Source organism: Pseudomonas sp. ASL9, assembly GCF_056680335.1.
This window is the reverse complement of sequence record NZ_CM155277.1, coordinates 5,443,377-5,469,859: the sequence shown is the minus strand read 5'-3', so window position 1 is coordinate 5,469,859 and position 26,483 is coordinate 5,443,377. Positions and strand designations below refer to the sequence as shown.

Here is a 26,483-nt window from a genome sequence, read left to right as displayed (position 1 = left end):
TCACTCGCTCACACGCCGGATGATGGTCACCGCCCTGTAGGGACCTAGGTCGCTTCCCACCTCTTCAACCGAAACACCCGCTCGCTCCGTGAGGTGCAATAACAGTTGCACGTCTTGGTCACTGCGATCCCGGACCAGCACATGGTCAGGGACACGGCGAAGTACTGCCCGGGTCGCCTCGGCAATCCCGGGTTTCACTCGATTTAGATTGGAGATATCGAATCGTTGGGCGAGCCTGTCCACCACGACGGCCGCTGCGACCTGCAGGGCGCTCTGCTCTGAGGATGTCCAGGGCGATGCTGCGAGTGCCACATCAACGTTCTTGCGCAGATCGTTGATCGCTTCAATGAAGGGTCGGGTGACGTCATGGGCGTGCAGGTGGTCATACACAACGCAGCCATGCAGCCCGCCATCAGTCGGCCAGATTGATCTGGAGACAAGACCAGACACCGTGGCACCCAAAATCCCCGATGGGATGACCCAATCTTCTGCAGACGCTGCCAGCCACGCCCGCCCACAAGGATCGGCAAGAACAACCAATCGAGGATCATCAGGGAAGCGTGCGTCACCGGCGAGACTGCGACGAATTTCGCCAGAAATGGCGCCTTTCCCCGTCCAACCGTCAACGAAGACAATGTTCTCGGCTCCGTGGGCGTGGATGATCGCCTCAAGGGCTGCCATGTCGATGCCACGGTCGCGCACGATGCTGATGCCGTAATGGTGCACATCACGGCCCTGATCCAGCAAAGCGCGGCGTAGCAGCACACCCAGTGGCAACCCCGCTCGCACAAAGGAGACCAGAGCAATGGTCGGGCCGGGGTACACACCCTTCAATGCCAGCGCCAATGCCTGGACGTCACCCGCCATGCGTGCGCCGTTTTGCAGCAGAGCTTTCTCGTACAAGGCCTTATGCAGGGAAGTAGGAGCACTCTCGTGGCTAATCATTTCAGAGTAGTGCTTGAGTTGAGACTGGATCAGACGTTCCTTTTCGTGGACGTCGGTCGCTTCAATATTCACCGACTTGAGCAGAAAATGGACGTCGCCCAATTCATAGCTCCCGCTACCGACCGTTGCCAGTGAGCTGATGGCGTCATGCATGAATAAGCCCATCCACCGCTTTGGCCAACTGGCTGCGTGCAGGAGTACCCCAAAAGTGGCAAGCCTTCATGAAGCCCAGATCGGTAATGCTGTCACCAAGCCCCATCACCAGTCGCTCACCGTGAATAACTCGATCTCGGCGCAACCACTCTTCAACAGCAAACCGCTTGGCCAACCCATTCGGAAGAAACGCCAGGTTGTTGCCATTGCCATGTAGGTGCATGCCCTCCAACAATCCGCGTGCCTGGACTTCAGCGCATACCTTGGCCAGCACGGCATCGTCAGACTCGTTGTGCTTGGTCACGACGTAGTGCAGCAGATCAGCTTCATCCACAACCCAACTGCGTAATGAGAACCCAAGTTCCTGCCCGACGGACAATGTTGTGGCACTCAGGTGCGGAAGCCGGGTCTGAAAGTCGCTTAGGGTTTCGGCCATGCGGGCGCGCCAGTCTCGATCGACATCACCCGTTTGACCAAGGATGACCCCGCCGTGGGAGCAAATCGCCCCGGAGGCGAATGGAAGCCTGACTCGGCTGTAGGCTTCCACACTGCGTGCCGTTACTGGCACTACATCGGCAGTGGTCAGCAGCCAATCGAGGAACATCTTCTGCGTCGAGCTCATGTAACCATTAGGCTCGCCGCGGAGGTCGTACGTTGCAGGGTGACGCTCGGCCCCCGCTGGCATTTTGCGAGCTGTCTGGAACAACGTGTCATCCAGGTCGGCAAAGACCAGCGGGCGATTATTGCGCATCAACAATCACCTCTGCGCCAAGCGCTTGAATCAGCTCGGCGGGCACAGAGTGCGCAGGCGTCTCGGCACAGATGAGGACGCGATCGAACTGACCAGGCCGCACGTTGTAGAGGAAGTTGGGAATGCCCAATCCGTAATTGTCCGAGAAGCTCAGCGCATGCTCGATAGCGTGCCCCAAAGCAATAGGCGAGCGGCTGGTCGAGCTGAAATGCACATCCGCACCGGCTTGTTCCAGTCGTTCGGCCAGCAAAAATGGCCGCCAAACGAACTCACTCGTCCCTACAACCAGAACGCGTTCACCTGGCTTGATCTGAAGACCCTGAGCCAGGGTGTCCTCTACGCTGCGAACACCAAGCCGTCCCCAATCGTTGGCAGGAACGAGCGGCCAGTCACCGATCGCCACTGCGCCGACATCCGGCATCTCAGGCAACGGGGCATTCTCATCCTCGGTGAAGGTGTAAGACCCTTGCAGTAAAGACACCTGCTCTACCGCCGGCCCCATTGCGTTACGCATCGATCCCGCCGACCAGTCGGTAAGGACGCACGTGACAACACGCTCCACCTTCGACAGCCCAGCATCGACAAGCGCTTGATGAAGATTGACGAATGTCTTCCCGGTCGATGCTTCATCGTCGCACAGCACCACAGAACGAGCGTTGAGCATCATTTCACGGACAGCCGGGTCGGCCGGAAGGTGGACCAGATGAGCACTGGCGTGGCTATGCTCCTCCTCGAAGCGAGCAAACAGCTCAGTGCCCAGTGGGTGACGAGTACTGACGATGTACAGGGTGTCCGACCGTGTCGAGCTATAGGCTCGATGGACACCCGCACCGAGGCCAACGGCCGTTTCCGCCATACCGATAACCAATACTGGGCCCGGTAGACCCTCAGGGATTTTCGCAGCCAGGTCCTCGAAACTTTCCGCCATCAGGGATGGGCGGGCGGGTATATGCCGGCCCAGAACTCGCGATACAAAAAGGAACGCCCTCTTGGGATTACGTCGTTCCGCAAATCCAAAAAGGGACTCAGGGGGGAAAGAAGAGGATTCAACATTTACATCAAGGCGGCCGCGAAGAAGATCGGCACTCATCACCGATGGCGTGTGGGTTCCTGCAATTTCCATCGATTTGATCCTGATAATTGCGCAGACCGGGACCCTGACGCCTACAAAGCAACATTCATTTTCTGCACACAGCACCCGCACTGAAGCGTGATCATCTTAGTGATAAAGGGTTACTGGCACAGTAGCCGAGATTGCCTTTACTCGAACAGAATTGCGCCAATTTGTAACGGGTTCTGGCAGGCCGAGACGGCAGGCAGCGAAAATCCCCGGAAAATTCGTGGCGGTATGAGGGACATGCTGTGCTATTCGATTAACCGTGTAGGCATACAGAAAACGAATGGACATTCGCCGACCCACTGACTTAACGCCAGACGACGACGGGGGGAGAAGTTTCAGCTCGGCGTTTATCCGGGCATCTATCGAAGGAACACCACCACCTGCTCAGCATCGAACGGCCAGTCCAGCTCGGCGCCGGTGTCGATGCGCCGCAGCACGGGAATGCGCAGGCCGTAATCGTCCACCAGCGTAGCGCTTTCGCCGATATCGATCAGCTCGACCAGCAGACCATGCTCGACCATTGGAAGCAGTTCGGCTTCGGCCACTTCGCACAGATGACACCCAAGGGTGCCGAACAACTGGCATTCAGGAGGCATGAAAACACCTTAAACATGGCGTGTGGGGGATGAAGAGTGGCTTTATTTTAGGCCGACGCGGATGACCGCGTCGAGCCCGAATCCGTCTGCCTTAGTCCTGGCTGACTGAGCCGATCTTGTGGATCGACAGGTCGGCACCGTAATACTCCTGCTCCTGACTCAAGCGCAATCCAATGACCATTTTGAGTACGCCGTATACCAGGAACCCACCGACCAAGGCCACACCCACACCCAGCCCTGTGCCGATCAATTGGCTGATGAGACTGACACCGCCAATCCCACCCAATGCGGCCTGACCGAAGACGCCGCAAGCGATCCCGCCCCAGACGCCGCATAGGCCATGTAGAGGCCAGACACCCAGCACGTCATCGATTTTCCAGCGCACCTGGGCCGCAGTGAAGCACCAGACAAACAGAGCTCCAGCAATAACGCCCGTGATCAAGGCCCCCACCGGGTGCATCAGATCCGACCCTGCGCAGATCGCCACCAGGCCGGCCAGAGGACCGTTGTGCAGAAAGCCAGGGTCGTTACGCCCCACAATCAGCGCGGCAACCGTACCGCCGACCATGGCCATCAATGAGTTGACCGCCACCAGACCGCTGACACCTTCCAGGGTCTGGGCACTCATGACGTTGAAGCCGAACCAGCCAACGATCAGTATCCATGAACCCAGCGCCAGGAACGGGATGCTCGAAGGTGGATAGGCAACCAACCGCCCTTCCCTGTATCGCCCGTAACGCGGCCCCAGCAACAGCACGGCAGCCAACGCCAGCCAGCCGCCCATGGCATGGACGACGACGGAGCCGGCAAAATCATGAAAGCTGGCGCCAAAGCTGGCCAGCAACCAGGCTTGCAGGCCGAAGTTGCCATTCCAGACGATGCCTTCGAAGAAAGGGTAAACGAAGGCCACAATCAACACGGTGGCGCACAACTGAGGCGCGAACCGGGCACGCTCGGCAATACCGCCAGAGATAATCGCCGGGATCGCCGCCGCAAAGGTCAGCAGGAAAAAGAACTTCACCAGCCCATAACCGTGATTCGCACTGAGCACGGCCGCCGGCTGTAAAAAGTTCACCCCGTAAGAAATCCAATAACCTATAAAGAAATACGCCAGTGTCGATACTGCAAAATCGCTTAGGATCTTAGACAGCGCGTTCACTTGGTTCTTGTGTCGGACCGTACCGACTTCAAGAAAAGCAAAGCCGGCGTGCATGGCCAACACCATCACCGCGCCAGCCAATATGAACAACGTATTTGAGCTTTGGACCAGAGAGTCCACCGCGCTTTGAAAATTTTCCATGAAGGGCAGGCCTGCAATTCGTCTAAAAGCACCAAAGCGGGTCAATCCGTCCCGAGGCGCACCGAACTGGCGCTACGCATCAGCAGAGAGCTGCAATGCACGACCCAATTTGGAGCGGTGAACCTTAGAGGACACATTGCTGCTTGAGCTTTTTCTCAAGTTTTATGGAGTGAGCGTAAGGTCTGGGCGTATTCACCACTGCCTTCGCTCTTATTCAGCGCATCCGCCCTCCATGGCGCACCATTTGGAAGCAAAACCTGTACCAATTGGCAGATTAAATACACACGCCGATTGAAATGAACCTTCAGTAATCGCTTAGACTCGAAACCCAATAAGCCATTAAACGGCCCACAAGCCACTCAACGGAGAACACCATGGCCCGCAAAACAGCGCAGAACGCTCAGGAAATATTGATGGCTGACTTTCAGGCATTGGTCAGCGACACGGAGAAACTTCTCGAGCACACCGCTACATTGGCGGGCGATCAGGCCGATGAGTTGCGGGGGCAGATTCACGACAGCCTGTTAAAGGCGCGGGAGACGCTGCAATTGACCGAAGAGTCCCTGCGCGAACGCGGTAAAGCGGCGGTAACAGCCACCGAAGATTACGTTCAAAGCAATCCCTGGCAGTCTGTGGGCATCGCCGCTGGGGTCGGGTTCCTTCTGGGCCTGCTGGCTACAAGGCGCTGACGGCCATGGCTCTAGGCACTGAATCAGGTTCGTCATCAGCGGACCAAAACTCCTCACCGCGCCGCCTGGGTGCCGCTTTTCTGGGCCTGTTGCATAGCCATGTCGAACTCTTCGGCATCGAATTGCAGGAACAAAAATCCCGCACACTGAGCTTGCTGTTGTTTGCCGGATTGGCGCTTGTTTTCACCCTGCTGTTGCTCATCGGATTGTCAGCCTTGTTGCTGATCGTGGTGTGGGATAGCTATCGCCTGGCCGGCATCATTGGCCTTTGCATCTTCTATACCCTGGCCGCCGTGTTCTGTGGGTTGCGCTTGAAAGCAGCGATCTTCGATGAGTCGTCGCCTTTTAATGCCACCCTCCAGGAACTGGCCAATGACCGCGAGCGACTGATGCCATGAGCCTGCCTGATCGCTCTCAAGCCACCTCCCGACTGGAACTGCGCAAGGCTTTGATCCGCTTGCGCATGGAAATGCATCGCCAGGAGATTCGTCACGAGTCAAGTCAACTGCTACAACCGCTGCGTCGTGTACGCAGCATGACCCAGGATTGGCAAGGCACTCTGGGCATCAAACATGCGCCTCTTTGGGGCATCGGCATCATCACACTGCTGGGTTTCCTCAGCGGCAAGGGTGCCAAAGGCGGCGGCATCGGCAGTGCCACGCGCCTGATCAAACTGGGCGCCAGTTTGATCCCTCTGATAAAGCTGGCGTTGCAAGGATCGTCACCTAGACGTTGATATGCACCATTTGGCTGCATTCTTGCAGACGGTTACAAAACCTATCACCCCATGGTCCTCCATGGCGGTGATAGGTTCTGCCTACCCGCAGGTTAATTCCAAGACCTATTAAGGAGGCTCTGTGATCGATGGGCAACCGCTTGCGTGCTTTCAGCCATTCATCGACACCGCTACTGGCCGCATTGCCGGCGTTGAGGCCTTGGGTCGTCTACGCCAGAGCGATGGCCAGCTTTTATCCGTTGGCCCCTTATTCGCTGACCCGAAGATGTCTCCTGCCATCCTGCGCCGCCTGGATCGGGCTATTCGCGACAATGCGTTGAGCCGATTGCATGAAGTGCCTGGTGACTGGTTTTTAAGCTTGAATATTTCCCCGCGCTGGATCAGTCGCTTACGCCCCGGGCAACCCCTGCCCAGCCTCAAGCAACTGCACCGCCATGGCGTAGCGCCACAGCGCATCGTCTTTGAAATCACTGAACTGGGCGGTGACAACCAGCGTCTGACCGATGTCGTGGCACGTTACCGCGAAGCGGGGGCACGTATTGCTATCGATGACTTCGGTGCCGGCTATTCGCAACTGGATCGGGTGCTGGCGCTGCAACCAGACATTCTGAAACTGGACATGCGCTTGTTTCAAGCCGCCGCCCTTGGTGGCCCCAGCAGCGAGGTGGTCAAGGCACTGGCGCAAATGGCGGAAAAGACCGGCTGTTCGATCATCGCCGAAGGCGTGGAGACAGAAGCCGAGCTGGATTTCGCCCTGGAGTGCGGCTCGCGCTATGTTCAGGGCTATTTGTTCGCCCGGGGCGAGCTGGAGTTCTTTGCCGCCGACGCTTTCGTCCAGCGTTTCGCTCAATTGCGCGATCGATACGTGCTGAAAAAGGTGGCCGAGCGTGCACGCTTGATGACATTGCGCCTGCAGCTCAGCAAGTTAATGGACCTGCTCCTGAGCTGGGCAGAAGGTCAAGCCCCCGTGAGCCAATTACCTCAACCGCACGACTACCCGTGGCTGCTGCGTTTCTATCAATGTGATCGTCATGGCACCCAGTTGACGCCGAATCTGGAATGGCGCAATGGCGCCTGGCAGACCGACGCCAGTTATCTGGGCCACAACTGGTCCTGGCGCCCGTATTTCTACCATTTGCTGGCCGAAGGGTGGGATCAACGACGCCTGACCCTTTCCAACACCTACCGCGATGTCATCAGCAACCAGCATTGCTTGACCGCTGGACAGTTCTTCGACAATGGACAACGCCTGGTGCTGATCGATATCGACGCCGCTGGGCTGTAATCACCACGGCGCGATCAAGGACCTTGCAGCCCGAGGACTGAACCGGGAAGCTAGGCGCATTCAATAGATGGAGTGAACGCCTTGGATTGGCAGTAAGCGCGCCATAAAGCACACATTCCAAGCCGTCGGCTAATGCCTGACGCTGTGCTCCCGATCTCTCTCTGGAGCCAGCACCGTCATGATGCGACCCGACGCCAAAGTTGAAAAAGTGTATCTCTACCCCAAGCCGGTGGACTTTCGAAAGTCAATCGACGGCCTGGCCGCTCTGGTCGAACTGGATATCAAAGTCGCAGTGTTCGACCCTGTACTCTTCGTCTTCCTGAATCGCCCCCGTAATCGAGTGAAAATACTCTACTGGGAGCGCAACGGTTTTTGCCTCTGGCTTAAGCGCCTGGAGTCCGAACGTTTCAAAACATCGCCCGACATCACTGACGAGGCCATCGTGCTGACCGTTCAAGAACTGAACTGGTTGCTGGATGGTTTTGACCTCTGGCGCAACCGCCCACATCAAGTTTTAACCCCTCGATTCGTCGCCTGATCGGATATAATCCGGGCATGAATTTGATGCCTGATAACCTTCCTGATGATCCGGTTCTGCTCAAGCAAATGCTTGTGCAGATGCTCGGTGAGCGTCAAGTAGACAAGGGCCAGATCGTCGATCTGAAAGAGCAGATCAAGTTGTTGCGCGACCGATTATTCGGTCGCAAGTCCGAGCAAACAGTCGATCCGCAGACGCCGCAACTCGCGCTCTTTAATGAGCCCGAAAGCATCGTGATTCCGGTCAGTGAAGAGTCTGACGAAGAAGTCGTTGCCCCCACCAAACGTCGTGGCAAACGCAAACCACTGCCTGCCGACCTGCCGCGCATTGAAGTCATCCACGAGCTGCCCGAACACGAACTGACCTGTGCCTGCGGTTGCCGCAAACACACCATCGGTGAAGAAACCAGCGAACAGCTGGAGATCGTGCCGATGCAGATCCGCGTCATCAAACACATCCGCAAAATTTACGGGTGCCGTGGCTGTGAAACCGCCCCGGTCACCGCTGACAAACCGGCGCAGTTGATTGAAAAGAGCATGGCCAGCCCCAGTGTCCTCGCGATGCTGCTGACCACCAAGTATGTCGACGGACTGCCGCTGCATCGCTTCGAAACAGTACTCAGCCGCCACGGCGTGGATATCCCGCGCCAGACATTGGCGCGCTGGGTTATCCAGTGCGGCGAACACTTGCAGCCTCTGCTGAATTTAATGCGGGACCGATTGCTGGAAAGCCCCGTCGTCCACTGCGATGAAACTCGGGTGCAAGTCCTGAAAGAGCCGGGTCGAGACCCGACCAGCCAATCCTGGATGTGGGTGCAGGCCAGCGGGCCGCCGGATCGAAAAGTAGTGCTGTTTGACTACACGACCAGCCGTGCGCAGGAGGTGCCGCTGCGCCTGCTTGAAGGTTATCGGGGTTACCTGATGACCGACGATTACGCCGGCTATAACGCCTTGGGTGTGCAACCGGGCGTTACGCGACTGGCTTGCCTGGCGCACGTTCGACGCAAGTTCGTCGAAGCGCAAAAAGTGCAACCCAAGGGCAAAACTGGCCGTGCCGATATAGCCCTGACGATGATTAACAAGCTGTACGGTATCGAGCGTGAACTGAAAGACGTAAGCGATGAACAACGTTTTGTCGGTCGGCAGGAAAAGAGTTTGCCGGTCTTGGCGCAACTGAAAAGCTGGCTAGAGAAAACACATCCGCAGATTACGCCGCAGAGCGTGCTCGGCCGAGCCGTCAGTTACCTGGCCAGCAACTGGAGCAAGCTTGAGCGCTACACAGAGGCTGGCTTTTTACCCATCGACAACAACGTCGCCGAAAGAGCAGTAAAGCCGTTTGTGATAGGTCGCAAGGCATGGCTGTTCAGCGACACACCCAAGGGCGCCACCGCCAGTGCCCAGATCTACAGCCTGGTCGAAACTGCCAAAGCCAACGGCCAGGAGCCCTATACGTGGCTGCGCCACGTACTTGAACGCCTGCCACAAGCCTCGTCGGTAGAAGACTTCGAAGCCTTGCTGCCTTGGAACTGCTCGCCAGAGATGCCAAGGTAAACGTAAACCCCATCTAACGGTACGTGGGGTTTATGGGTCGCTTACGATTGGCAAACCCTGCTTACCCGCGAACGACTTGGCAAACCCATTCACAGCCCTGAAGAACTGGGGCGCAGCCCTTTCCACAAAGATCATGACCGCATTATCTTTTCCGGCGCTTTCCGCCGGCTGGGGCGCAAGACTCAAGTTCATCCGGTAACCAGCAATGATCACATTCACACCCGACTGACCCACTCCCTGGAAGTCAGCTGCGTGGGCCGATCGCTCGGTATGCGGGTCGGTGAAACCATTCGCGATGCCCTGCCGGATTGGTGCGAGCCCAGCGATCTGGGAATGGTCGTCCAATCAGCATGCCTTGCCCATGACATCGGTAACCCACCGTTCGGGCATTCGGGTGAAGATGCGATTCGCCACTGGTTTCTCCAGGCCGCTGGACGTGGCTGGCTGGATGCAATGAGCGACGTCGAGCGCAATGATTTTCTCAACTTCGAAGGCAATGCCCAAGGGTTCCGGGTACTCACGCAACTTGAGTATCACCAGTTTGAGGGGGGTACCCGGCTGACCTATGCAACCCTGGGCACCTACCTCAAATACCCCTGGACCGCTCGCCACGCCGACTCGCTAGGCTACAAGAAACACAAGTTCGGTTGTTACCAGAGCGAACTGTACTTAGGCCTTGCAACCAAAAACGACATTTTTGCAGTGTCAACAGTCAATTAGTTATAAATAGAAACATGTAGAAATAGGCTTACCATCCATTCGCATGATCTAGGAATAAGCCTTATCATGTTCGCAGAGGCATTATAGATCCGCTCCATCACCTCTCCTGCTGGTTTGGGGGCAAACTCAAGGTGTTGAACCACTGCATCTTCATCACTCCAGCGGCACTGCTCCAAAGCCTCATATAGAATTCGGCTTCTAACCATCAAGTACTGATCGCTCAATTCTTCGCCATTTTTCGCTACAGAATATACGACCACATGAGATTTGGATTTTTCAAATTACAAACCTCTATTCCCATCGCAAATCTTTTTTCTTCTTAGCAAATACAAAATTATGCGAATATTCTTGTACCAGCTCGTTACTTTTCTTCACGATACCAACATCATAAACATCAAGCATTTTAATACTCCGCTCGCCTCTCACACTTTCGTCCGGCACGCTGATATGAACCAGCAACTTAGGAGAAAGAGGCATAACACCAAAAGACTTCATCCCATTCTTAAGGCTAGTTTTATCGAAGTACATTGCAGGACAGTCAGACGTAAGATAGTTAAGCTTTGTATGATTTTTTGAGATAGTCATACTGCAACCAGCGTTATAAAGCTTCTGACACAACTGGTAAGATAAAGTATACAACATGCATTTCAGGACGGATTTTTTCTGCTCAGAAGTAAGCTGGATAGAGTCTTCGCCGCGTTCCAGATACATTTTAGAAATTTGTAAGTCTAGATTATGCATACGCTGCTTTGTTCGCAGCGATTGAAAACAGAAAAAAACCAAAACATGCATGAACGTCTCAGCAGATGGCGGCACCCACAAATCTGAATTTTGCGACTTACTGAATGACTCAATCTCGACTGAAACAGCACCTTCAATATTAGAGTAAGCATCCTCAAGATGATGCTTTTTCAAATACTCCAGTATCTCTCTCGCATTATCACGCATGGCTTCGTCATTATTTACTATTCCGATCCCTCTGGCAACGACGTCATCCATCGCCTTCAGCATAAAAAAATCCTGCATTACCCTTGCAACAACAGCATTGGATTTAGCTTCCTCACCGAATCGGTAGTACAACATATCCCAAACCACATCATCCATCTCAATTTTGTAGAAGTAGTTTTCCTCACCCACATCAACAGTTGTTTTTTTCGGATATATCTTAGGGACTGCACCTATACTGTTCCTAACAAAGAAACCGTCATGAGACATCCATAGTTCGAGATAAAATTGCGGCACGTAATGCTGATGTTTTTTATTGTTTAATTTCGTCAAATCATATAACTCCATACTGCCACCACCATATTCAGCCTAAAAAATGAAATTTTCGTAAATACGCTTAATTAGCTGGCATTCGTTCGAGTTGAATACCTCATATTACAACCCCTCTTTGTTTCGGCTTTAGCAAATCTGACCACTTAATAGACACATACATTCGAGTGCATGTCATACTCGACTAGAGGTGTATCACCATCTTTTCGCAGGCTCTATAGCTCCTTTTGGAGCATTGAAAGGAATAGGCCTGCTCAGGCAGCAAAAATTTCCTAAATATTGGTTAGCTAGAAATGGGGATGAAAAAAGCCTCCCAACAGGAGGCTTTTTCATACTTTGGAGATTCATTCACCGTCATCCATAGAGTTCAGGTAATGAGCAATCACATCACCGTGACAGGCGGCTGGCTTACAATGACAGCCTAATGTCTTACCTCTAAGCTTTTCAATATTCTCGTCGAATTGCTCAGGAAGCTTCACGAATCTTCGTTCAAAGTCATAAGCATATTTAGCTATGACCTCGTCCCGAGTGCCTTCAGCACCAATCTGATATGGATTGCCCCATAGAGTGCCACGACCTATATAGATGTCATAGGAGTGGCCGAGGTCTTTATTTGAGACCTTCGTAATTTTCAGATTGATTTTACGAATAGGAATTTCCCTATCCATTAGCTCATTGTAAAGCGTGAAAAAACAATTCCTCTCTTCGTCTTGAAAGAGAATAGCATGAGTCACGACCTCAAGAGCAGTAGCCTGATTCTCAAAAACGAGAAAAGGTACTTTTTTCTCTCTGCTAAGTCGCTGGCAAAAATTATTATCATCGGACACGCAAATGAGCTCGACCTTTTGAATCGAGCTTATGATTTTAGTGATCTTCCTTTCGAATTTTTCGTAGGAAAGAAAATCACTAGGGTATGCGATTAACACTCTTGCATCGTTAATCATGTTAAGTCTTTGACAACCGCATCAGGCTTATTCCATGACGATTTAAGATATTCTACCACTAATCGCCTATGGCATTGGTGGGGTAAATGCTCGCTGCATAGCAAACAACCCTCATCAATTATCTCAGGCTTGACGTATTTCTCAACATTTCGCTTTGACATCAAATTGAGGAATTTTTCCTCATATTGAGACCAAGTGATTTGCTTCTTCTGATACGGAGAAAGAATTTCTTTTGTAGGTGCTAAATCTGGCAAATGAATGTAATTAACATCGCACAACTCTTTCAAAAAATACTTTAAATCATCTTTCTTGGCAAAAGCTGAAAGCTGCGAAGAGTTATTGAGACGAACATCAACAATTCGTTTCGTGCCAGACAATTTAATGAGTGAAAAAAACCGTTCTGCTTTTTTCTCTGTGAATCCTATCGTGAAAATTTTCATTTCTTTCCCTTTAGAAAACAGCAGCTACAAGCTTATAAGCATAACCGCGTTGGTCAACCTCACCAAGGCTTACTGTGAAAAAAGTTACGTCATGGGCTTCGTATGTACCGCTACCCGCCTGAAGAAAGCTGGCCTTGTATATAGGATCTGTGACCATGAGGCCGTATTTGATACCGTTATAGGTAAAAAATGCTCGGACCTTCAGTTCAGAATTCCCCCAAGGTGCTCCCTCAGCCTTCACCCGTATAGAGACATCTTCAGGTTGAATGAGGTAAAGGGTGCTGATTGGTTCAATCAAGGTGCTTCCCGGCAAACGGTCGTTGACTCCTGAGTAACCGTCATCCTTGGAGTCGGCCCAAAGCCTAGGGGGACCATCAACAAGGTTATGCAGGTTCTGTCGCTCGAATGTACCTACCAATTCCCAATTCACGTCTATGTCAATGACGTGGTTCTCTAGCTGATAGGTGTTTGGCTGGACACCGGTATACGTGATGTTTATCACGTCTAAAAGAGAGGCATATTGCCCATTTCCATATCTCTGGTCGTCAAGAGTAATCGCTCGTTTTTCCCGAGGTGCTACTGGACGAAGCCAATTATTCTGATAAGTCCCTTGGGTAATTTTTCCCGCGACACATTTCCCGCCCGGTTTTTTGGAGTTTGCTAAACAAACAATCTGGTACTGGTATGTCATTTTCAAGCTCATCCATGATGGCGATATGCCAACTCCATCCTCTCCTTACTCGCGGAGCTTATCAAGCCCTCCCTTGGGTAGAACTCCACATTTCCTGAGTATTATCCGCCTTAATTTTAAAAAAACGGCGATTTCTAGGTTAGCTCAACCACCACTGCGGCTGATAACACTCGATAGCCGCAGTAATCATAACTGATTGAATTTTAACGAAAATGCTATCAAGTGAATAAGCAAGACTCGGGAATGAACTACAAAAAATCTTACGCAAACAGACTCATCGCTCTATGCCCATCCCATTGAATTGACGAGCCAAATGCATCGCATAGTTGTCGGTCATGCCGCTCACATAGTCGAGCACCTGCATGATGATTCCGTACTCCTTAGACACACTGCTGGTGTGATTAAGCGGGGCTATATCTAGACCAAGGAGGTCAACCACCCTTCTAGTCTTTGAGTCATTAGCATGACCTTTTCTGACGTAATCCAAGGCAGCCGCACAACTCACATTTAGCAAAGTAGAAATGGTGCTGTATGCTCCAATCTCTAGCTCAACCTTACGGGGATGCTGAAAAATTTCATCACGGGCTAGAGCTTTTGCCGCCGAAACACAATCACGAACATTCTTGTCGCACAGATCGAGAATTCCATTGACCTTTCCACCCATAATTTCATTATGGTTGTTCATGAAAGCAGTCGCCCCAGCATCTACAAAAGCTGAAATTACTTTTCCACGAATCATAGAGAGCCTTCGGCCAACTTTCATACCTTGGATTTCTTTGATAAGCTGATTTTTTTGATGGTCATTAAGAACCATGCACAAAATCTCAAAGACCTTATCCCATTCAAGGATACCCATCTCTACACCATCCTCTAAATCAAGAATGGCGTAGCAGAAGTCATCAGAGACTTCCATCAGATTAGCCAGTGGATGGCGACACCGCCAACCATCACCCAGCTTTAACAAGCCAGTCGCATCGGCGACTTCATTGAACAACTCCAACTCAGAGCAGTAAATTCCGTATTTATTCTGGATAGGCCTTTGCTTGTTAATAGCATCACCTGACAGCCAAGGATACTTAATGAAAGCCCCAAGTGACGCATAAGTTAGACGCATCCCCCCTTCATATGGATAATATTCTGAGTTAGTTAAAACCCTAAATCCTTGGGCATTACCTTCAAATCTACGCAAGTCAGTAGCTTCATTGAATGGTAATTGCTCAATCAACTTTTCTCCAACATCATTGGAGAACCAGTGACGAATAGCTTCTTCACCTGTATGTCCAAAGGGGGGGTTGCCTATATCATGAGCGAGACAAGCAGTTTGGACAATATCCCCAATATCAGAAGCTGAATGTTGCTCAGGGATAAGTCTTTCATTCAGAAGCTCTTGACCTACTCTCACTCCCAGAGTCCGACCAACACAAGCCACTTCTAAACTATGCGTGAGGCGATTATGCACATGGTCATTAGTGGCAAGAGGATGAACCTGAGTCTTTCTTGCAAGGCGTCTGAAAGCCCCGGAGAAAATAACCTTGTCATGGTCTGAGTGGAAAGGTGAACGGCCTAGCTCAGATTTAGGAGGCCGGCCGCCAAGACGGGTGTTATTCAACAAATCGTCCCAACTCATACTTTCCATGTTCACCTCTAAATATTTGTACAGAATCTGATAACCTGCAAGATGATTTCTTACCGCTCAGACATGTCGTTGGCGTTATTGAACGACACCAATTTCTGAAAGTAAGAGCGATCTGCTTGACCCTCTACTAATTTTCAATAAGCAGTCGATGCTGTTTATCCGGCAGGTATATTTTTCTGTACTTTATGAAATTGTCAGGGTACTTTTTTAGACCTGTAGTAAGTATTACTTGGTAAGGCTTTCCATAGTGGTCAAGCTCTCCAATTTTTTCCAAGCAGCGTTTAAGATTATCTAGCTCAATTCCTGATGTTTCTGGTGTATCAATAATTAGGAATCTTGGGAAAGGGACGTTTTCTTCTGAGAGAGATAAGTTCATAAGTGCTAGGTAATACATCAGTCTTTTTGATACCGCTGAGCTGGCCTCTCTATATTCACCGCCGCCAACTATTGGCAAGTAATCTTCTATGCTGATTCGTGCGGTATTACAGTCAGGAAGAGAGTCGGTCATGAGTTTATTATATATTGCACTCAGTTTACCTACTTTATCTTGTATGTCTATTTTAGCATTAGCCTCAAGCTGGTCTGTCAACAATTTTGCTTTTTCATGGTCGCTTCTTTTCTTTTCGTAGTCGTTTGTCAGACGAACATTCTTACTTTCCGCCTCCATTTGTTGACGTATCGTTTCTATGTCTTGACGGGTATTTAAAATTTCGTCATCAATGTCATTTATCGTATCAAGGTCTACTGGTGAGTCGAGGTTGTCAACACGCTGTTCTATTTTTCGCATTAACTCAGGAATTTCTGTTTCAAAATGCATGATGGCTTTTTGGATAGTGCTTAGTTCTTGCTCGCAGTCGGTTATTGCTATTTCGATTGTGTGAGTAGTTTTTATTTTAGACTTGTAAATATCTTTGTATTCTTTGGATGTATAAAAAAAACGCTGGTACTGTTCCTCTCTGATTTCTGAGCCACATACACAGTGACCGGCTATTCGCTCAACTTTCCCCAAGCAATACGGACAAGTGTCTGCTGAAAATAAATTAAGCTGGTCGTGAGAATGAATTATTTTAGATATTTGGGATATTTCTCTTAGAGTGCTTTCTTTTACGGAGTTTAGCTTCTGTCTTTCTCCGATTGTTGAAATTAACGTTTGACTTAATTCGCTTAGTGCGAGTTGCTTTTCGGTTATTTTGTTCTTTAGGTCTATTAAAGCAAAATCCACCGTTGTCTTCTTCGTATCTCTATTGCTTTTGAACTTATTTCGGGAGTTATGTAGTTTTTCTAATTGATTTTCTTTTTCCAGCAGGGCTTTTTGTAGAAAAGTAATGTTTAGCGGCTCTGAACTTCCTGATAATTCCTCTATGATCCGCGAGTATTCTTTTAGAAGTCCTGCAGCAATGCTTTTTTCCTTTTCTAGTGCTTTTGATTTGGAAAGAGAGTCATAATACTCTGAGTATGTTTTGCCAACCAAAAGCTCAAAGATAGCTTTCCTCAAGAGCTCGGAGTCGTTCATAAAGTTGTTTTGAGTGTCCAGCTTTTTGTAAACCCCTCTTGGGTCTGGTTGCTGGTCATGATAAATAAGACGCAAAAGGTCGTTAAAATTTATTTTAAAATTTCGATGACCTTGATATAGCTCTACGACCGATATTTTTAGTTTTGATAAAATCCAATCCGAAAATATATATTCAGACTCTTGCGAGCGGAATACTTGGAGTATGATTGGACCAATATCGCTATTATGTATGAGTGCAAGGGATTTTGTCTGGATATCACTTGCTTCTAATGTTGAAGATATAGTTATGTCATTATCTTCTATGTATCGTGTGAGCTTGAAGCTTTCTTCATTTATCTTTATATAAAGCTCAACTCGATTGTCTTTATCGTTTGTTATTTCTTTGTGCTGCTCTTTTTTCTCTTTTCGGCTGAATTCATTCACTCTTCCGCCGAGACCATAGTAAATCAGGTTACAAAAAGTGGTTTTCCCTGTGCCATTGTCACCTTCTATAAGGATGAGGTTTTCGTCGAATATGGGGGACTCAAAATGATAGTTTGTGCCTTGATAAACTATCTTTTGGATTCTTAAATTTCCCATATTTTTACGCCTCTATCTCTATATATTTTACTGAGAAAAGTATCAAGAGTAAGTGCAGTGCTTCTCTGGATTATTGTTTTGAATCTTTGACAGTTTTGGTACTCAGTGCCGAATACTTTTTTTGATAAAAATTCTTTTGGCAGCTTGTCTACATTTAGGGTTATGTTAACTAAGGTTTCTATGCTTCCCTGCTGCAGGCTTACATAACCCTTTTTTTCAAGGGTAAAAAGTATCTTTAAAGTTTCACTTCTTTTTGCTAGCCCACTGGTGTAGCTTTGAAACAAAAAGTCTTTATCGTTTTTGTGTAGCTTTTCTAGAGGTGTTGCTTCCAGTGTAAGAATGTTTCTTTTGTTGTTTATTAACTCGATTATAAAAGGTAGTTTTCTATAGTCCTTGAATTCTTTTCCTTTGGTGCATCCAAGGCAGTCAAGAATGATAATAATTGAGTAAGTTACAAGATAGAAATCGTCCGAAGAGATGAACATTAAATTCTTTTTAGCTGCCTCGTTCATTTCGATGTCTCCTCGTCGAGGCTTACAAAGCATGAGTCTATTAGATTGAGGACTATGCTATTTACGGTTTCTCTGTTCGATACGGAGTAGGTATAGTCTTTCTTCAATTCTTCAACTGAGCTGGCGGCTTTTTCTTGCAGTACCTTTATTGTCATATCAATAGAGTTTTGATCAACGCCTTTTTCTAGTTTTTGATGGTCAAAAAAGTAGTCTTCACATGCCTCAAATACCCTGTATTTCAATGACAAGAAGCTTTTATTGCTTGCGTCTTCCTCGGTCTTTGAGTTACAAGCTTTCCTCGCTAGCGTCCCAATTCTCGACTTTGGATAAACTGGGCAAACATCCAATATTTTTTCCTCAAGATTTCGTTTATCAGTTATCTTTAAGGACAGTTCTTGAAGGTCTTTCCAGATCGGGTCAAGCAACGATTCATTTATTTCAGATTCAGCCATCTTAAAAATAAGCTGCACCTCCGCAGAATTTATGAATCTTTCTGCATAGTCTTTGAAATGCTGTTTTTCATCGATCTTATCTAATAGTTTTGCAAGGATTAATTGCTCTTTTCCACTCATGCTAATTTGATAATAATTACTTTCCTTTATTAGTTTTTCTGTTATTTCTTGAAGAGCCGACTCGTCTTCTTGCCCTGACAGCCAAGTTATTTTATTTAAGAAACTTTTAAAGTCATCTAAAGGCATGTCTTCTAGTGCTTTCAGGTGTCCATTACCTTCTATGCTTTCATATTGGTCTTTATATTCGTCAACCAATATAGATTTGATAAGTTTCGCTGCTTCGTCGGTAATTTCGGACTTATTTTGAAGCGTTTCAAGAATTGGTTTCTTTGGGAGTTCTATTCTGGTTCCATCAGAAAGCTTATCCTTCCTCTCTTTACCGAAATTTGTTGTCGTGTAAAAATTAAACGTAAATAAGGTTGAATAACTTTTTTGCCATTTCCCCATGTATATATCGAAAAAACTCACAAGTGTATTGAGAACCGCACTTGAGAAAATAGTAAAGTTACTTTCAGGGTCGAAGTTTTTATCTTCTTCAATTATTTGTTCAGTGCTGAAATCTGTGGTTTTTATTATTGTTACATCTTCTTCAACTTCAATGGCGGCATAATAGAAATTCACATGTGAGTTTTCGCTCGATGCTTCAAGAAGTAGCCTTGCCGCACGAAGCTTCTGTAGTCGGAAGCCTTTCGTCTTATCGGCTGCATCACGATTTATAATTTGCGTCATAGCGACGTGTAATCCGTTACTGAGGTTCAAGCGGTAGGCAGAACCCTAACCGAGGCTGGTTGTGATGTCCATCTGCCTGTATCTGCATGACCTTTTCTTACGTAAGCCATGTAAATCGAAGACCTTGAGCAGACGATCTCTCGGCCTTACCAGCATGTCCATCCAAGTTGCCATTGACGCACCTCACCTTGTCTATCCACCATCAAGATACCTCGTTACCTGACGACGACGTTCTACTCATAGCTAGAGAGCTTCCCTACCGCTAACGCTGCCTATCCATGTGGTGCAGGCCTTTGAGAAGAAAACCTTAAATTCAGACTTTTATCTATATAAATCAATTGGATAGAAACATTTCAGTTTGGTTGCTGAATTGCCTGTAGTGGGCTGCCGATCCTCGAACAGATCGCCCAAAAACTTGGTTTGTCGCAGCTTGAGGAGCAGCGCTGGGCCCGTCATCCGCTGGTCTATCTGATGGAAGCAGCCGATGACATCTGCTATGCCCTGATCGATCTTGAGGACGGCCTGGAAATGGACCTGCTTGAATACGCCGAGGTGGAATCCCTGCTCCTCGGCCTGGTGGGCGACGACTTGCCTGAAACCTATCGGCAGTTGGGCCCCAATGATTCGCGTCGACGCAAACTGGCCATTTTGCGTGGCAAGGCTATCGAACACCTGACTAACGCCGCCGCTCGTGCCTTTGTCGAACAGCAGGACGCGTTGCTGGCCGGCACGCTGAGTGGCGACCTGGTGGAGCACATGCACGGCCCCGCCAAACGGTGCGTACTCGACGCCAAGGACATGGCCCGCAAGAAAATATTTCAGGATAAACGCAAGACCCTGCATGAAATCGGCGCCTACACCACCCTGGAAGTGCTGCTCAATGCGTTCTGCGGTGCTGCACTGGAGCAATTCGGCGGACGAACCCCCTCGTTCAAGCACCGGCGCATTCTCGATCTGTTAGGCAATAACGCTCCCGACCCTCATTGGCCACTGCACACCTCGTTCCTGCGCATGATCGATTTCATCGCTGGCATGACCGACAGCTACGCCAGCGAGATGGCGCGAGAAATGACCGGTCTCTCAAGCCCGGTTTAACGCCTGCGACCTAATGACCGGGTGAGTGAGCCAGACGCTGTCACTCATCCGGCGGACCTGTAATGTGCCGCCATGCAGTGTAATTAGAGAGAGGGCCTACGCTCAGAACAGAAAAGCCCTATCGCTTGGGACGCCGGGCTGCCGAATAATTCGCCCTGTTCTTGGCCCTTATCGGCAAGACCTTTTATCAACCTGAGGCCACTCGACACGTTCGACTCAAGTCCAGGCTGTTTCCTGTCGAACGCTCTCTTGCGTGAGCGTGATGACTGCCCGGCTGGTTTGATTTGCACGTGGCGGGCCGTCGCTTTTGCCCGGAAGATCCTGATGTCAAAAAACAACCTGCGCATCTTGTTGGTGGAAGATCACCCTTTCCAATTGATTGCCACCCAAATACTGCTGAACAATCAAGACTATTACCTGTTGACCCCGGTGCTGACCGCTGCTGAAGCACTGGTAGCGATGGAATCGGCAGAAGAGCCTTTCGACCTCTTGCTATGCGATCAATGCCTGCCCGATCTGCTGGGACTGGACTTGATAGAGCTGGCAAGCCAGCGTGGCCTGATTAGTCGGGCGGTCCTGCTCAGCGGTTTGAGCCAAGGACAACTGGAAGAGTTGGAACGTAGCGCAATCCAGCGTCAACTGCCGCTCCTGGGATGCTTGAGCAAGCCCTTGCATGTCGAGGCCCTGGAAGTATTACTGGCCATGACAGGTTTTTGCGAACACCCCTAAACACCGAATAAACGTCCTGTTGAAACAAGGCGAGCAAACACGCCTCAATCGCGAAAAAAACATAAACTCACCACAGATTAATTTCAAAACGCTATAACCAACATACAAAGTCATAACCATTCTACACAGTTGAATTGTCCGACATTTTAAACATCGCCTGATGGTTCTGGGGCATTTACGTACGCCAATACGTTAATTCCTGTAGGAACTTTCCTATATCCACTTAGCAGCCCTGTCGGCTCATGCGCCTGCATGAACATCTAAGCTAAGGTGCGCGCTTTCTTCGCTGCTTGTATGGAATTGAATTATGAACTCGGTTTTTATCATCGACGACCACCCCGTTATTCGCCTCGCGGTACGCATGCTGTTGGAAAATGAAAATTATGACGTCGTTGGCGAAACGGACAACGGCGTAGACGCCATGCAAATGGTCCGTGAATGCATGCCTGACCTGATCATTCTCGACATCAGCATCCCCAAGCTCGATGGCCTGGAAGTACTCGCCCGCTTCAACGCGATGAACTTGCCGTCGAAAATTCTGGTACTGACCGCTCAAACCCCCGATCTGTTCGCCATACGTTGTATGCAATCGGGCGCAGCAGGTTATGTGTGCAAACAAGAAGACCTCAGCGAACTGCTCAGTTCGGTAAGAGCCGTATTATCCGGCTACAATTACTTCCCAAGCCAAGCCTTGAATCCTGTTTCTCGCGCAGATGGCCCGCCCTCTGAAATAGAACTATTCAAGCTGGTCAATGATCGCGAACTGATGGTGTTACAGTTATTCGCCCAGGGCCGAACCAACAAAGAAATTGCCAAAGGCATGTTTCTCAGCAATAAAACGGTGAGCACCTACAAAACTCGCCTCATGCAGAAGCTCAAGACAAAAACCTTGGTAGAACTTATCGAGATGGCAAAACGCAATGCGCTAGTGTGAGATCTCGGATGTCGAAACGTTTAATGGATTATCTACGGCTGGTTGCCGGCGTTTGCTTGAGCATGAATGTGCAGGCAACCGAGCTTGCGTCACAAAACTACACGCTGCTCAGCCGCTCCAGTCCCAGCCACATGGAGACCCGGCTGGACAGAGGTCAGTGGCAGTGGTTGCAGAACAAACGCGAGTTGATACTGGGCACTTCAGCCCCGGATTACCCTCCGTTTGATATGACCATCACGGGTCGCGATTACGAAGGATTTACTGCTGACTATGCAGGCATCCTCGCTTACGCCCTCGACACGCCGATCAAGGTCCAGCGTTTCAAATCGCGGGCCGCGGCCATTCAAGCGCTGACTGAGGGGCAAATCGACCTCTTAGGCAGCGCCAATGGTTTTGAGGCCAAGGGCAAGGACATCACACTGTCCTCGCCCTATGCCGTGGATCAACCCGTGCTGGTCACCCGGGTGGGAGAAAAACGCCCACTCACCGAGGGGTTGGCTGGCATGCGCTTGAGCATGGTCTACCACTATCTGCCGCTGGAAGAGGTCAAAGCGCTCTACCCCAACGCGATCCTTCAGACGTATCCCTCCTTTCAAAGCGCAATAAACGCGGTGGCGTTCAACCAGTCCGACGTATTCCTCGGCGATACCATCTCGACCCATTACCTGATCAACAAGGGCTATCTCAACAACGTGCAGATGGCCAATTTCGGTAAGCATGAAGCCGACGGCTTCAGCTTCGCCGTACGCAGCGATGACACCGAACTGCTGGATGTCGTCAACAAGACACTCAAGGCAATCCCGATTGAAGAGCGGGTCAGCATTTCAAAACGCTGGAGTACGGGCAGCGACCTGCTGCTCACCGATCAGAAATTACAATTGACCCAGCGCGAAGAGCGCTGGATTACGCAGCATCCGGTAGTGCGCGTCGTTATCAATGAAGCGTATGCGCCATTGACGTTTTTGGACGCGAACGGCAATTTTCGCGGGATTACTGACGACGTGCTCCAACTGGTCCGCCTGCGCACAGGCCTGAATTTCGAGGTCAAGCGTGTTCAGAGCATGGCCGAAATGATGAGGCAGGTCAGTGAGGGCCGGGCGGACTTGATTAGCACGATGATTCCCAGTGACGAACTGGAAAGCCGCTTCAGCTTCAGCCGCCCTTATGTGGACACCTCCTTTGTCCTGGCGACAAGCAAAGATCCTTCCGGCCCACTCCATCTGGATCAGCTAGCGGGCAAACGCCTGGCGGTTACCCAAAGCAGCCCGACCATCCCCTTCCTTCAACGCGAGTTCCCGCAAATAAATCTGGTGGAGACGGACAACCCTTTCCTGGCACTGGACATGCTGGCTCAGGGGCAGGTTCAAAGCGCTATCACCTCATTACCCAGTGCCAACTATTTCCTGTCCTCGCAGCTGTTCGAAGACAAACTGCAGATGAGTGACACTGTCGGTGACGATCAGGCACGCATCTCCATGGCCACCGCGCGCGATGCTACGGAGCTGAGCTCGATTCTGGACAAAGCATTGGCGAGCATCGCCCCGGAAGACCTGGCCGTAATCAACAATCGTTGGCGAACCTATGTCCCGCCAGGTACCGGTTACTGGCGCAACTACCATCAATTGATCTATCAGATCGTCGTCGGCGCCGGGCTATTGCTACTGGGCTTGCTGGCCTGGAATGCCTACATGCGTCGCCAGATCAAACAGCGCGAGACGGCAGAACGCGCCTTGAATGACCAGTTCGAGTTCATGAGCACGCTGCTCAATGGCACCCCTCACCCCATCTATGTACGCGACCGTGATGGCTTGCTGCAAACCTGTAATGACAGCTACCTGACAGCCTTCTCGTGCAGGCGCGAAGACGTCATCGGCAAAAGTGTCCTGGACGGCGTGTTGAGCAGCACGCTCGAAGCCCAGGAGTATGCCGCTGACTATCAACAGGTGATGTCCGAGGGCATCCCGCGAATTCTTGATCGGGCGCTGCAGATCGGCGACCGTCATCTGACCATCTATCACTGGACGCTGCCCTTCCGGGACTCGCTGGGTGAGGTACAAGGCATCATTGGTGGCTGGATCGACATCAGTGAGCGACGCCAACTGCTCGAAGATTTGCATACCGCTAAAGACCAGGCCGATGATGCCAACCGCGCCAAAAGTACATTTTTAGCGACCATGAGTCATGAAATCCGCACACCGATGAACGCGGTGATCGGCATGCTCGAACTGGCCCTCAAACGTGCGGACCAAGGACACCTGGATCGTCCAGCCATCGAAGTCGCCTACCACTCGGCCCGAGACCTGCTGGAGTTGATCGGCGACATTCTCGATATCGCCAGAATCGAATCCGGCCGCCTTAGCCTGAGCCCGGAACGGGCTAATTTACGGGAGCTGGTAGAGTCAGTGGTGCGAGTCTTCGATGGCCTGGCCCGGCAAAAAAGCCTGACCTTGATACTGGACCTCGACAGTCGCATCAATGCCGACGTATTGCTCGACCCGCTGCGTTTCAAACAGATTCTTTCCAACCTGATCAGCAATGCAATCAAGTTCACCGAACAGGGCCAGGTCAAGATCAGCCTGCACATTGAAGACACTCCAGACCCGCAACAACTGCATTTGAATATGGGGATTCAGGACAGCGGCATAGGCATCAGTGACGAGGACCAGCAGCGACTGTTCGAACCCTTTGCCCAAGCCGATAACTCCGGCCAACTGGCCCGAAGCGGGGCCGGGCTGGGTCTGGTCATCTGCCGCAGTCTGTGTGAAATGATGGGCGGCCATTTGACCTTGAGCAGTCAGCAAGGACAAGGCACGCGCGTTCAGGTGACGTTAACCCTGACCACGCTGGAGCCCACACACGTCATCGAACAACCGCCTGAAACCCGCGCCGACACCATTACCCCATTGAATATCCTGGTAGTCGACGATCACCCCGCAAATCGACTCTTGCTGTGTCAACAGCTCGGATTTCTAGGGCATTACTATGAGGCAGCCGAACAAGGCGCTGCAGGCTTGCAAGTCTGGCTGGACGGTCATTTCGACCTAATCATTGCCGACTGCAACATGCCCGTGATGAATGGCTATGACCTGACCCGAGCGATCCGCGCCCATGAGCAGGCACATTCACGCCCTCGCTGTACCATTCTCGGGTTCACGGCCAATGCGCAACCCGAGGAACTCCATCGCTGCCGAAATGCTGGAATGGACGCCTGCCTGTTCAAGCCCATCAGCCTGAAGGCGCTCGATGAGGAACTTGCGAAAATCATCCCTCTCCCCCAGCGTCCGCCAAAAAACGTCTTTGCTGCCTTTAGTGTCGACGGCTTGAACATGTTGACCGGAGGGCGTCCGGAACTCATTCAGCGCTTGCTCGATCAGCTGCTACGCAGCAGTCAAGACGACCGCATGGAGCTTGCCGAAACCATCGAAGCAGGCAATCGGCAGAGCATTCGCGACATGGCTCATAAAATCAAAGGCGTGGCGCGAATCATTCAGGCCAGCGAAGTGATAGAGCACTGCGAAGCACTGGAGGATGCCTGCGACGAAGCCACGCTGGACGAGGTGATAGCCGCCCGTCATAAGGCAATCGACACCGCAATGATTGAACTTGAACAGGCATTGCGTGCGCAGCAGGCCAGCAATGAATGACCTATCAGCACTCCCCTATCAGCAATACGCCTCTGATTTTCTACAGCCGCAACACAGCCATGCCGCTGACAAAAACAGCAGGTTGGCCAGAGCCAGATTGAGAGCGAGTGGATAGATCGGGACTCAGCGCCGGAGCATTGCGCTCGGCGAAAAAAGCAGGCCGTGGCGACCTGCTTTTTACTCAAACCATCAAGCTACCGGGTTGATCGGCTTTTCCGGATACCAGACGTCGATCAACGGGCTGACAGTCACTTCTGTCAGCTCGCCGCGGGCTTTGAGCCATGCTTCGACCGTGACACGTTGTTCTTCGTTGACCGAGCCGCGTTTGCTCAGGCAAACCAGACCAAAATCATCACCGCCAACATAATTCAAACCATTGGCTTCCATCGCTTCAGCGAGGAAAGCGTCAAGGAAGGCATCAATAGCCTGATCGTCCAGGTCTTGTTTGAAGTCCAGGTTCAGCTCAAAACCCAGCTCCTGGAATTCATCCACGCAGAGTTTTTTGCGCAGACGTTGGGAACGATTAGTGGCCATGGAACAATCCTCATAAGTAATAACGGGCGGCACTTTACCAGCTTGGGCCATTAAATGCCCGCCTCAGTACCAATGTTTGCGTGCGTATGGCCGAGCACAGCCCGGCAAAATGCCCTTCAGCGACAAAAAATAGCTGATTGGACGGCTACGCCACGGCGCAAGTCACCCGAGCTTCGGGCATAATGAGATCAATTCAGGCCCTGTTTCAATTGCTGACAATTCAAGTGCCAGCAAAGCAGTCGTATTGAATCGCCATTTTCATTTTGATTGACGTTGCGATGACCGAGGGAATCCATCCATGCCCTCCATCTCCCCCTCCTCAGCAGCAGGGTT

At 50.7% G+C, this 26,483-nt stretch carries 23 protein-coding genes and 3 pseudogenes; 11 read left to right on the top strand and 15 right to left on the bottom strand.

Features of this window, described 5'->3' with window-relative positions:
* From AC1ME2_RS25245 to AC1ME2_RS25220, 6 genes and pseudogenes are all read right to left on the bottom strand, one after another.
* Complete coding sequence (locus AC1ME2_RS25245; protein WP_480437754.1) at positions 1–1,098, bottom strand: cysteine protease StiP family protein; 1,098 nt, start codon at positions 1,096–1,098, stop codon at positions 1–3.
* Complete coding sequence (locus AC1ME2_RS25240) at positions 1,091–1,849, bottom strand: HAD family hydrolase (protein WP_480437752.1); 759 nt, start codon at positions 1,847–1,849, stop codon at positions 1,091–1,093. Before AC1ME2_RS25240 ends, AC1ME2_RS25245 begins: the two co-directional genes overlap by 8 nt.
* Positions 1,839–2,972 carry a phosphoribosyltransferase domain-containing protein gene (locus AC1ME2_RS25235; RefSeq protein ID WP_480437750.1) on the bottom strand — a complete coding sequence of 378 codons (1,134 nt, stop codon included), beginning with the start codon at positions 2,970–2,972 and terminating at the stop codon, positions 1,839–1,841. The genes AC1ME2_RS25240 and AC1ME2_RS25235 overlap by 11 nt, the downstream gene beginning before the upstream one ends.
* 96 nt (positions 2,973–3,068) lie before the next feature.
* Positions 3,069–3,197 (bottom strand): annotated as a pseudogene (locus AC1ME2_RS25230) (ATP-grasp domain-containing protein); the annotation flags it as partial.
* A 131-nt stretch (positions 3,198–3,328) separates the two neighbouring features.
* Positions 3,329–3,565 carry a glutaredoxin family protein gene (locus AC1ME2_RS25225; protein WP_480437748.1) on the bottom strand — a complete coding sequence of 79 codons (237 nt, stop codon included), beginning with the start codon at positions 3,563–3,565 and terminating at the stop codon, positions 3,329–3,331.
* A gap of 91 nt (positions 3,566–3,656) precedes the next feature.
* The gene (locus AC1ME2_RS25220) at positions 3,657–4,865 is read right to left on the bottom strand and encodes an ammonium transporter (protein WP_480437746.1); all 1,209 of its coding nucleotides are present in this window, start codon (positions 4,863–4,865) and stop codon (positions 3,657–3,659) included.
* 374 nt (positions 4,866–5,239) lie between these two features.
* On the opposite strand from AC1ME2_RS25220, the gene AC1ME2_RS25215 reads away from it, so the two are divergent.
* From AC1ME2_RS25215 to dgt, 7 genes and pseudogenes are all read left to right on the top strand, one after another.
* A complete protein-coding gene (locus AC1ME2_RS25215) occupies positions 5,240–5,554 on the top strand; it encodes an ElaB/YgaM/YqjD family protein (protein WP_480437745.1) in 315 nt (104 codons plus the stop codon).
* A gap of 5 nt (positions 5,555–5,559) precedes the next feature.
* On the top strand, positions 5,560–5,952 hold the full coding sequence (locus tag AC1ME2_RS25210; RefSeq protein WP_480437744.1) for a phage holin family protein: 393 nt from the start codon (positions 5,560–5,562) through the stop codon (positions 5,950–5,952).
* A complete protein-coding gene (locus AC1ME2_RS25205; protein ID WP_480437743.1) occupies positions 5,949–6,290 on the top strand; it encodes a hypothetical protein in 342 nt (113 codons plus the stop codon). Before AC1ME2_RS25210 ends, AC1ME2_RS25205 begins: the two co-directional genes overlap by 4 nt.
* Before the next feature lie 121 nt (positions 6,291–6,411).
* Positions 6,412–7,575 carry an EAL domain-containing protein gene (locus AC1ME2_RS25200; protein WP_480437741.1) on the top strand — a complete coding sequence of 388 codons (1,164 nt, stop codon included), beginning with the start codon at positions 6,412–6,414 and terminating at the stop codon, positions 7,573–7,575.
* 178 nt (positions 7,576–7,753) lie between these two features.
* Positions 7,754–8,113 carry an IS66 family insertion sequence element accessory protein TnpB gene (tnpB, locus tag AC1ME2_RS25195; protein WP_323569419.1) on the top strand — a complete coding sequence of 120 codons (360 nt, stop codon included), beginning with the start codon at positions 7,754–7,756 and terminating at the stop codon, positions 8,111–8,113.
* Positions 8,114–8,130: 17 nt separating this feature from the next.
* Positions 8,131–9,663, top strand: a complete 1,533-nt coding sequence (gene tnpC, locus AC1ME2_RS25190; RefSeq protein WP_480437053.1) for an IS66 family transposase — start codon at positions 8,131–8,133, stop codon at positions 9,661–9,663.
* A 57-nt stretch (positions 9,664–9,720) separates the two neighbouring features.
* Positions 9,721–10,335, top strand: a pseudogene (dgt, locus tag AC1ME2_RS25185) (dGTP triphosphohydrolase); the annotation flags it as partial.
* Positions 10,336–10,674: 339 nt separating this feature from the next.
* On the opposite strand, the gene AC1ME2_RS25180 reads toward dgt, so the two are convergent.
* From AC1ME2_RS25180 to AC1ME2_RS25145, 8 genes are all read right to left on the bottom strand, one after another.
* Positions 10,675–11,676: a DUF4238 domain-containing protein gene (locus AC1ME2_RS25180; protein WP_480437739.1), complete on the bottom strand. Its 1,002-nt coding sequence runs from the start codon at positions 11,674–11,676 to the stop codon at positions 10,675–10,677.
* 326 nt (positions 11,677–12,002) lie between these two features.
* Positions 12,003–12,602, bottom strand: a complete 600-nt coding sequence (locus AC1ME2_RS25175) for a DUF4326 domain-containing protein (RefSeq protein ID WP_480437738.1) — start codon at positions 12,600–12,602, stop codon at positions 12,003–12,005.
* Positions 12,599–13,042, bottom strand: coding sequence for a DUF488 domain-containing protein (locus AC1ME2_RS25170; protein ID WP_480437737.1), 444 nt, complete (start codon positions 13,040–13,042; stop codon positions 12,599–12,601). Before AC1ME2_RS25170 ends, AC1ME2_RS25175 begins: the two co-directional genes overlap by 4 nt.
* A 10-nt stretch (positions 13,043–13,052) precedes the next feature.
* Complete coding sequence (locus AC1ME2_RS25165) at positions 13,053–13,733, bottom strand: dual OB domain-containing protein (protein WP_480437735.1); 681 nt, start codon at positions 13,731–13,733, stop codon at positions 13,053–13,055.
* A gap of 274 nt (positions 13,734–14,007) precedes the next feature.
* On the bottom strand, positions 14,008–15,369 hold the full coding sequence (locus AC1ME2_RS25160) for a deoxyguanosinetriphosphate triphosphohydrolase (RefSeq protein WP_480437734.1): 1,362 nt from the start codon (positions 15,367–15,369) through the stop codon (positions 14,008–14,010).
* 127 nt (positions 15,370–15,496) lie between these two features.
* The gene (locus AC1ME2_RS25155) at positions 15,497–17,461 is read right to left on the bottom strand and encodes an AAA family ATPase (protein ID WP_480437732.1); all 1,965 of its coding nucleotides are present in this window, start codon (positions 17,459–17,461) and stop codon (positions 15,497–15,499) included.
* Positions 17,449–17,973 (bottom strand): hypothetical protein, encoded by a 525-nt coding sequence (locus AC1ME2_RS25150; RefSeq protein ID WP_480437730.1) that lies wholly within the window; start codon positions 17,971–17,973, stop codon positions 17,449–17,451. The genes AC1ME2_RS25155 and AC1ME2_RS25150 overlap by 13 nt, the downstream gene beginning before the upstream one ends.
* On the bottom strand, positions 17,970–19,214 hold the full coding sequence (locus AC1ME2_RS25145) for a hypothetical protein (RefSeq protein WP_480437729.1): 1,245 nt from the start codon (positions 19,212–19,214) through the stop codon (positions 17,970–17,972). The genes AC1ME2_RS25150 and AC1ME2_RS25145 overlap by 4 nt, the downstream gene beginning before the upstream one ends.
* Positions 19,215–19,592: 378 nt before the next feature.
* On the opposite strand from AC1ME2_RS25145, the pseudogene AC1ME2_RS25140 reads away from it, so the two are divergent.
* The 4 genes and pseudogenes from AC1ME2_RS25140 to AC1ME2_RS25125 form a co-directional block, all read left to right on the top strand.
* Positions 19,593–20,309 (top strand): annotated as a pseudogene (locus AC1ME2_RS25140) (deoxyguanosinetriphosphate triphosphohydrolase); the annotation flags it as partial.
* Between the two features lie 324 nt (positions 20,310–20,633).
* The gene (locus AC1ME2_RS25135) at positions 20,634–21,038 is read left to right on the top strand and encodes a response regulator (protein ID WP_480437728.1); all 405 of its coding nucleotides are present in this window, start codon (positions 20,634–20,636) and stop codon (positions 21,036–21,038) included.
* A 307-nt stretch (positions 21,039–21,345) separates the two neighbouring features.
* Positions 21,346–21,972, top strand: a complete 627-nt coding sequence (locus AC1ME2_RS25130; protein WP_480437727.1) for a response regulator — start codon at positions 21,346–21,348, stop codon at positions 21,970–21,972.
* A gap of 8 nt (positions 21,973–21,980) precedes the next feature.
* Complete coding sequence (locus AC1ME2_RS25125; protein WP_480437726.1) at positions 21,981–25,616, top strand: transporter substrate-binding domain-containing protein; 3,636 nt, start codon at positions 21,981–21,983, stop codon at positions 25,614–25,616.
* Between the two features lie 189 nt (positions 25,617–25,805).
* Here the strand turns inward: AC1ME2_RS25125 and AC1ME2_RS25120 are convergent, their stop codons facing one another.
* On the bottom strand, positions 25,806–26,150 hold the full coding sequence (locus AC1ME2_RS25120) for a YggL family protein (protein ID WP_480437725.1): 345 nt from the start codon (positions 26,148–26,150) through the stop codon (positions 25,806–25,808).
* Between the last annotated feature and the right edge of the window lie 333 nt (positions 26,151–26,483).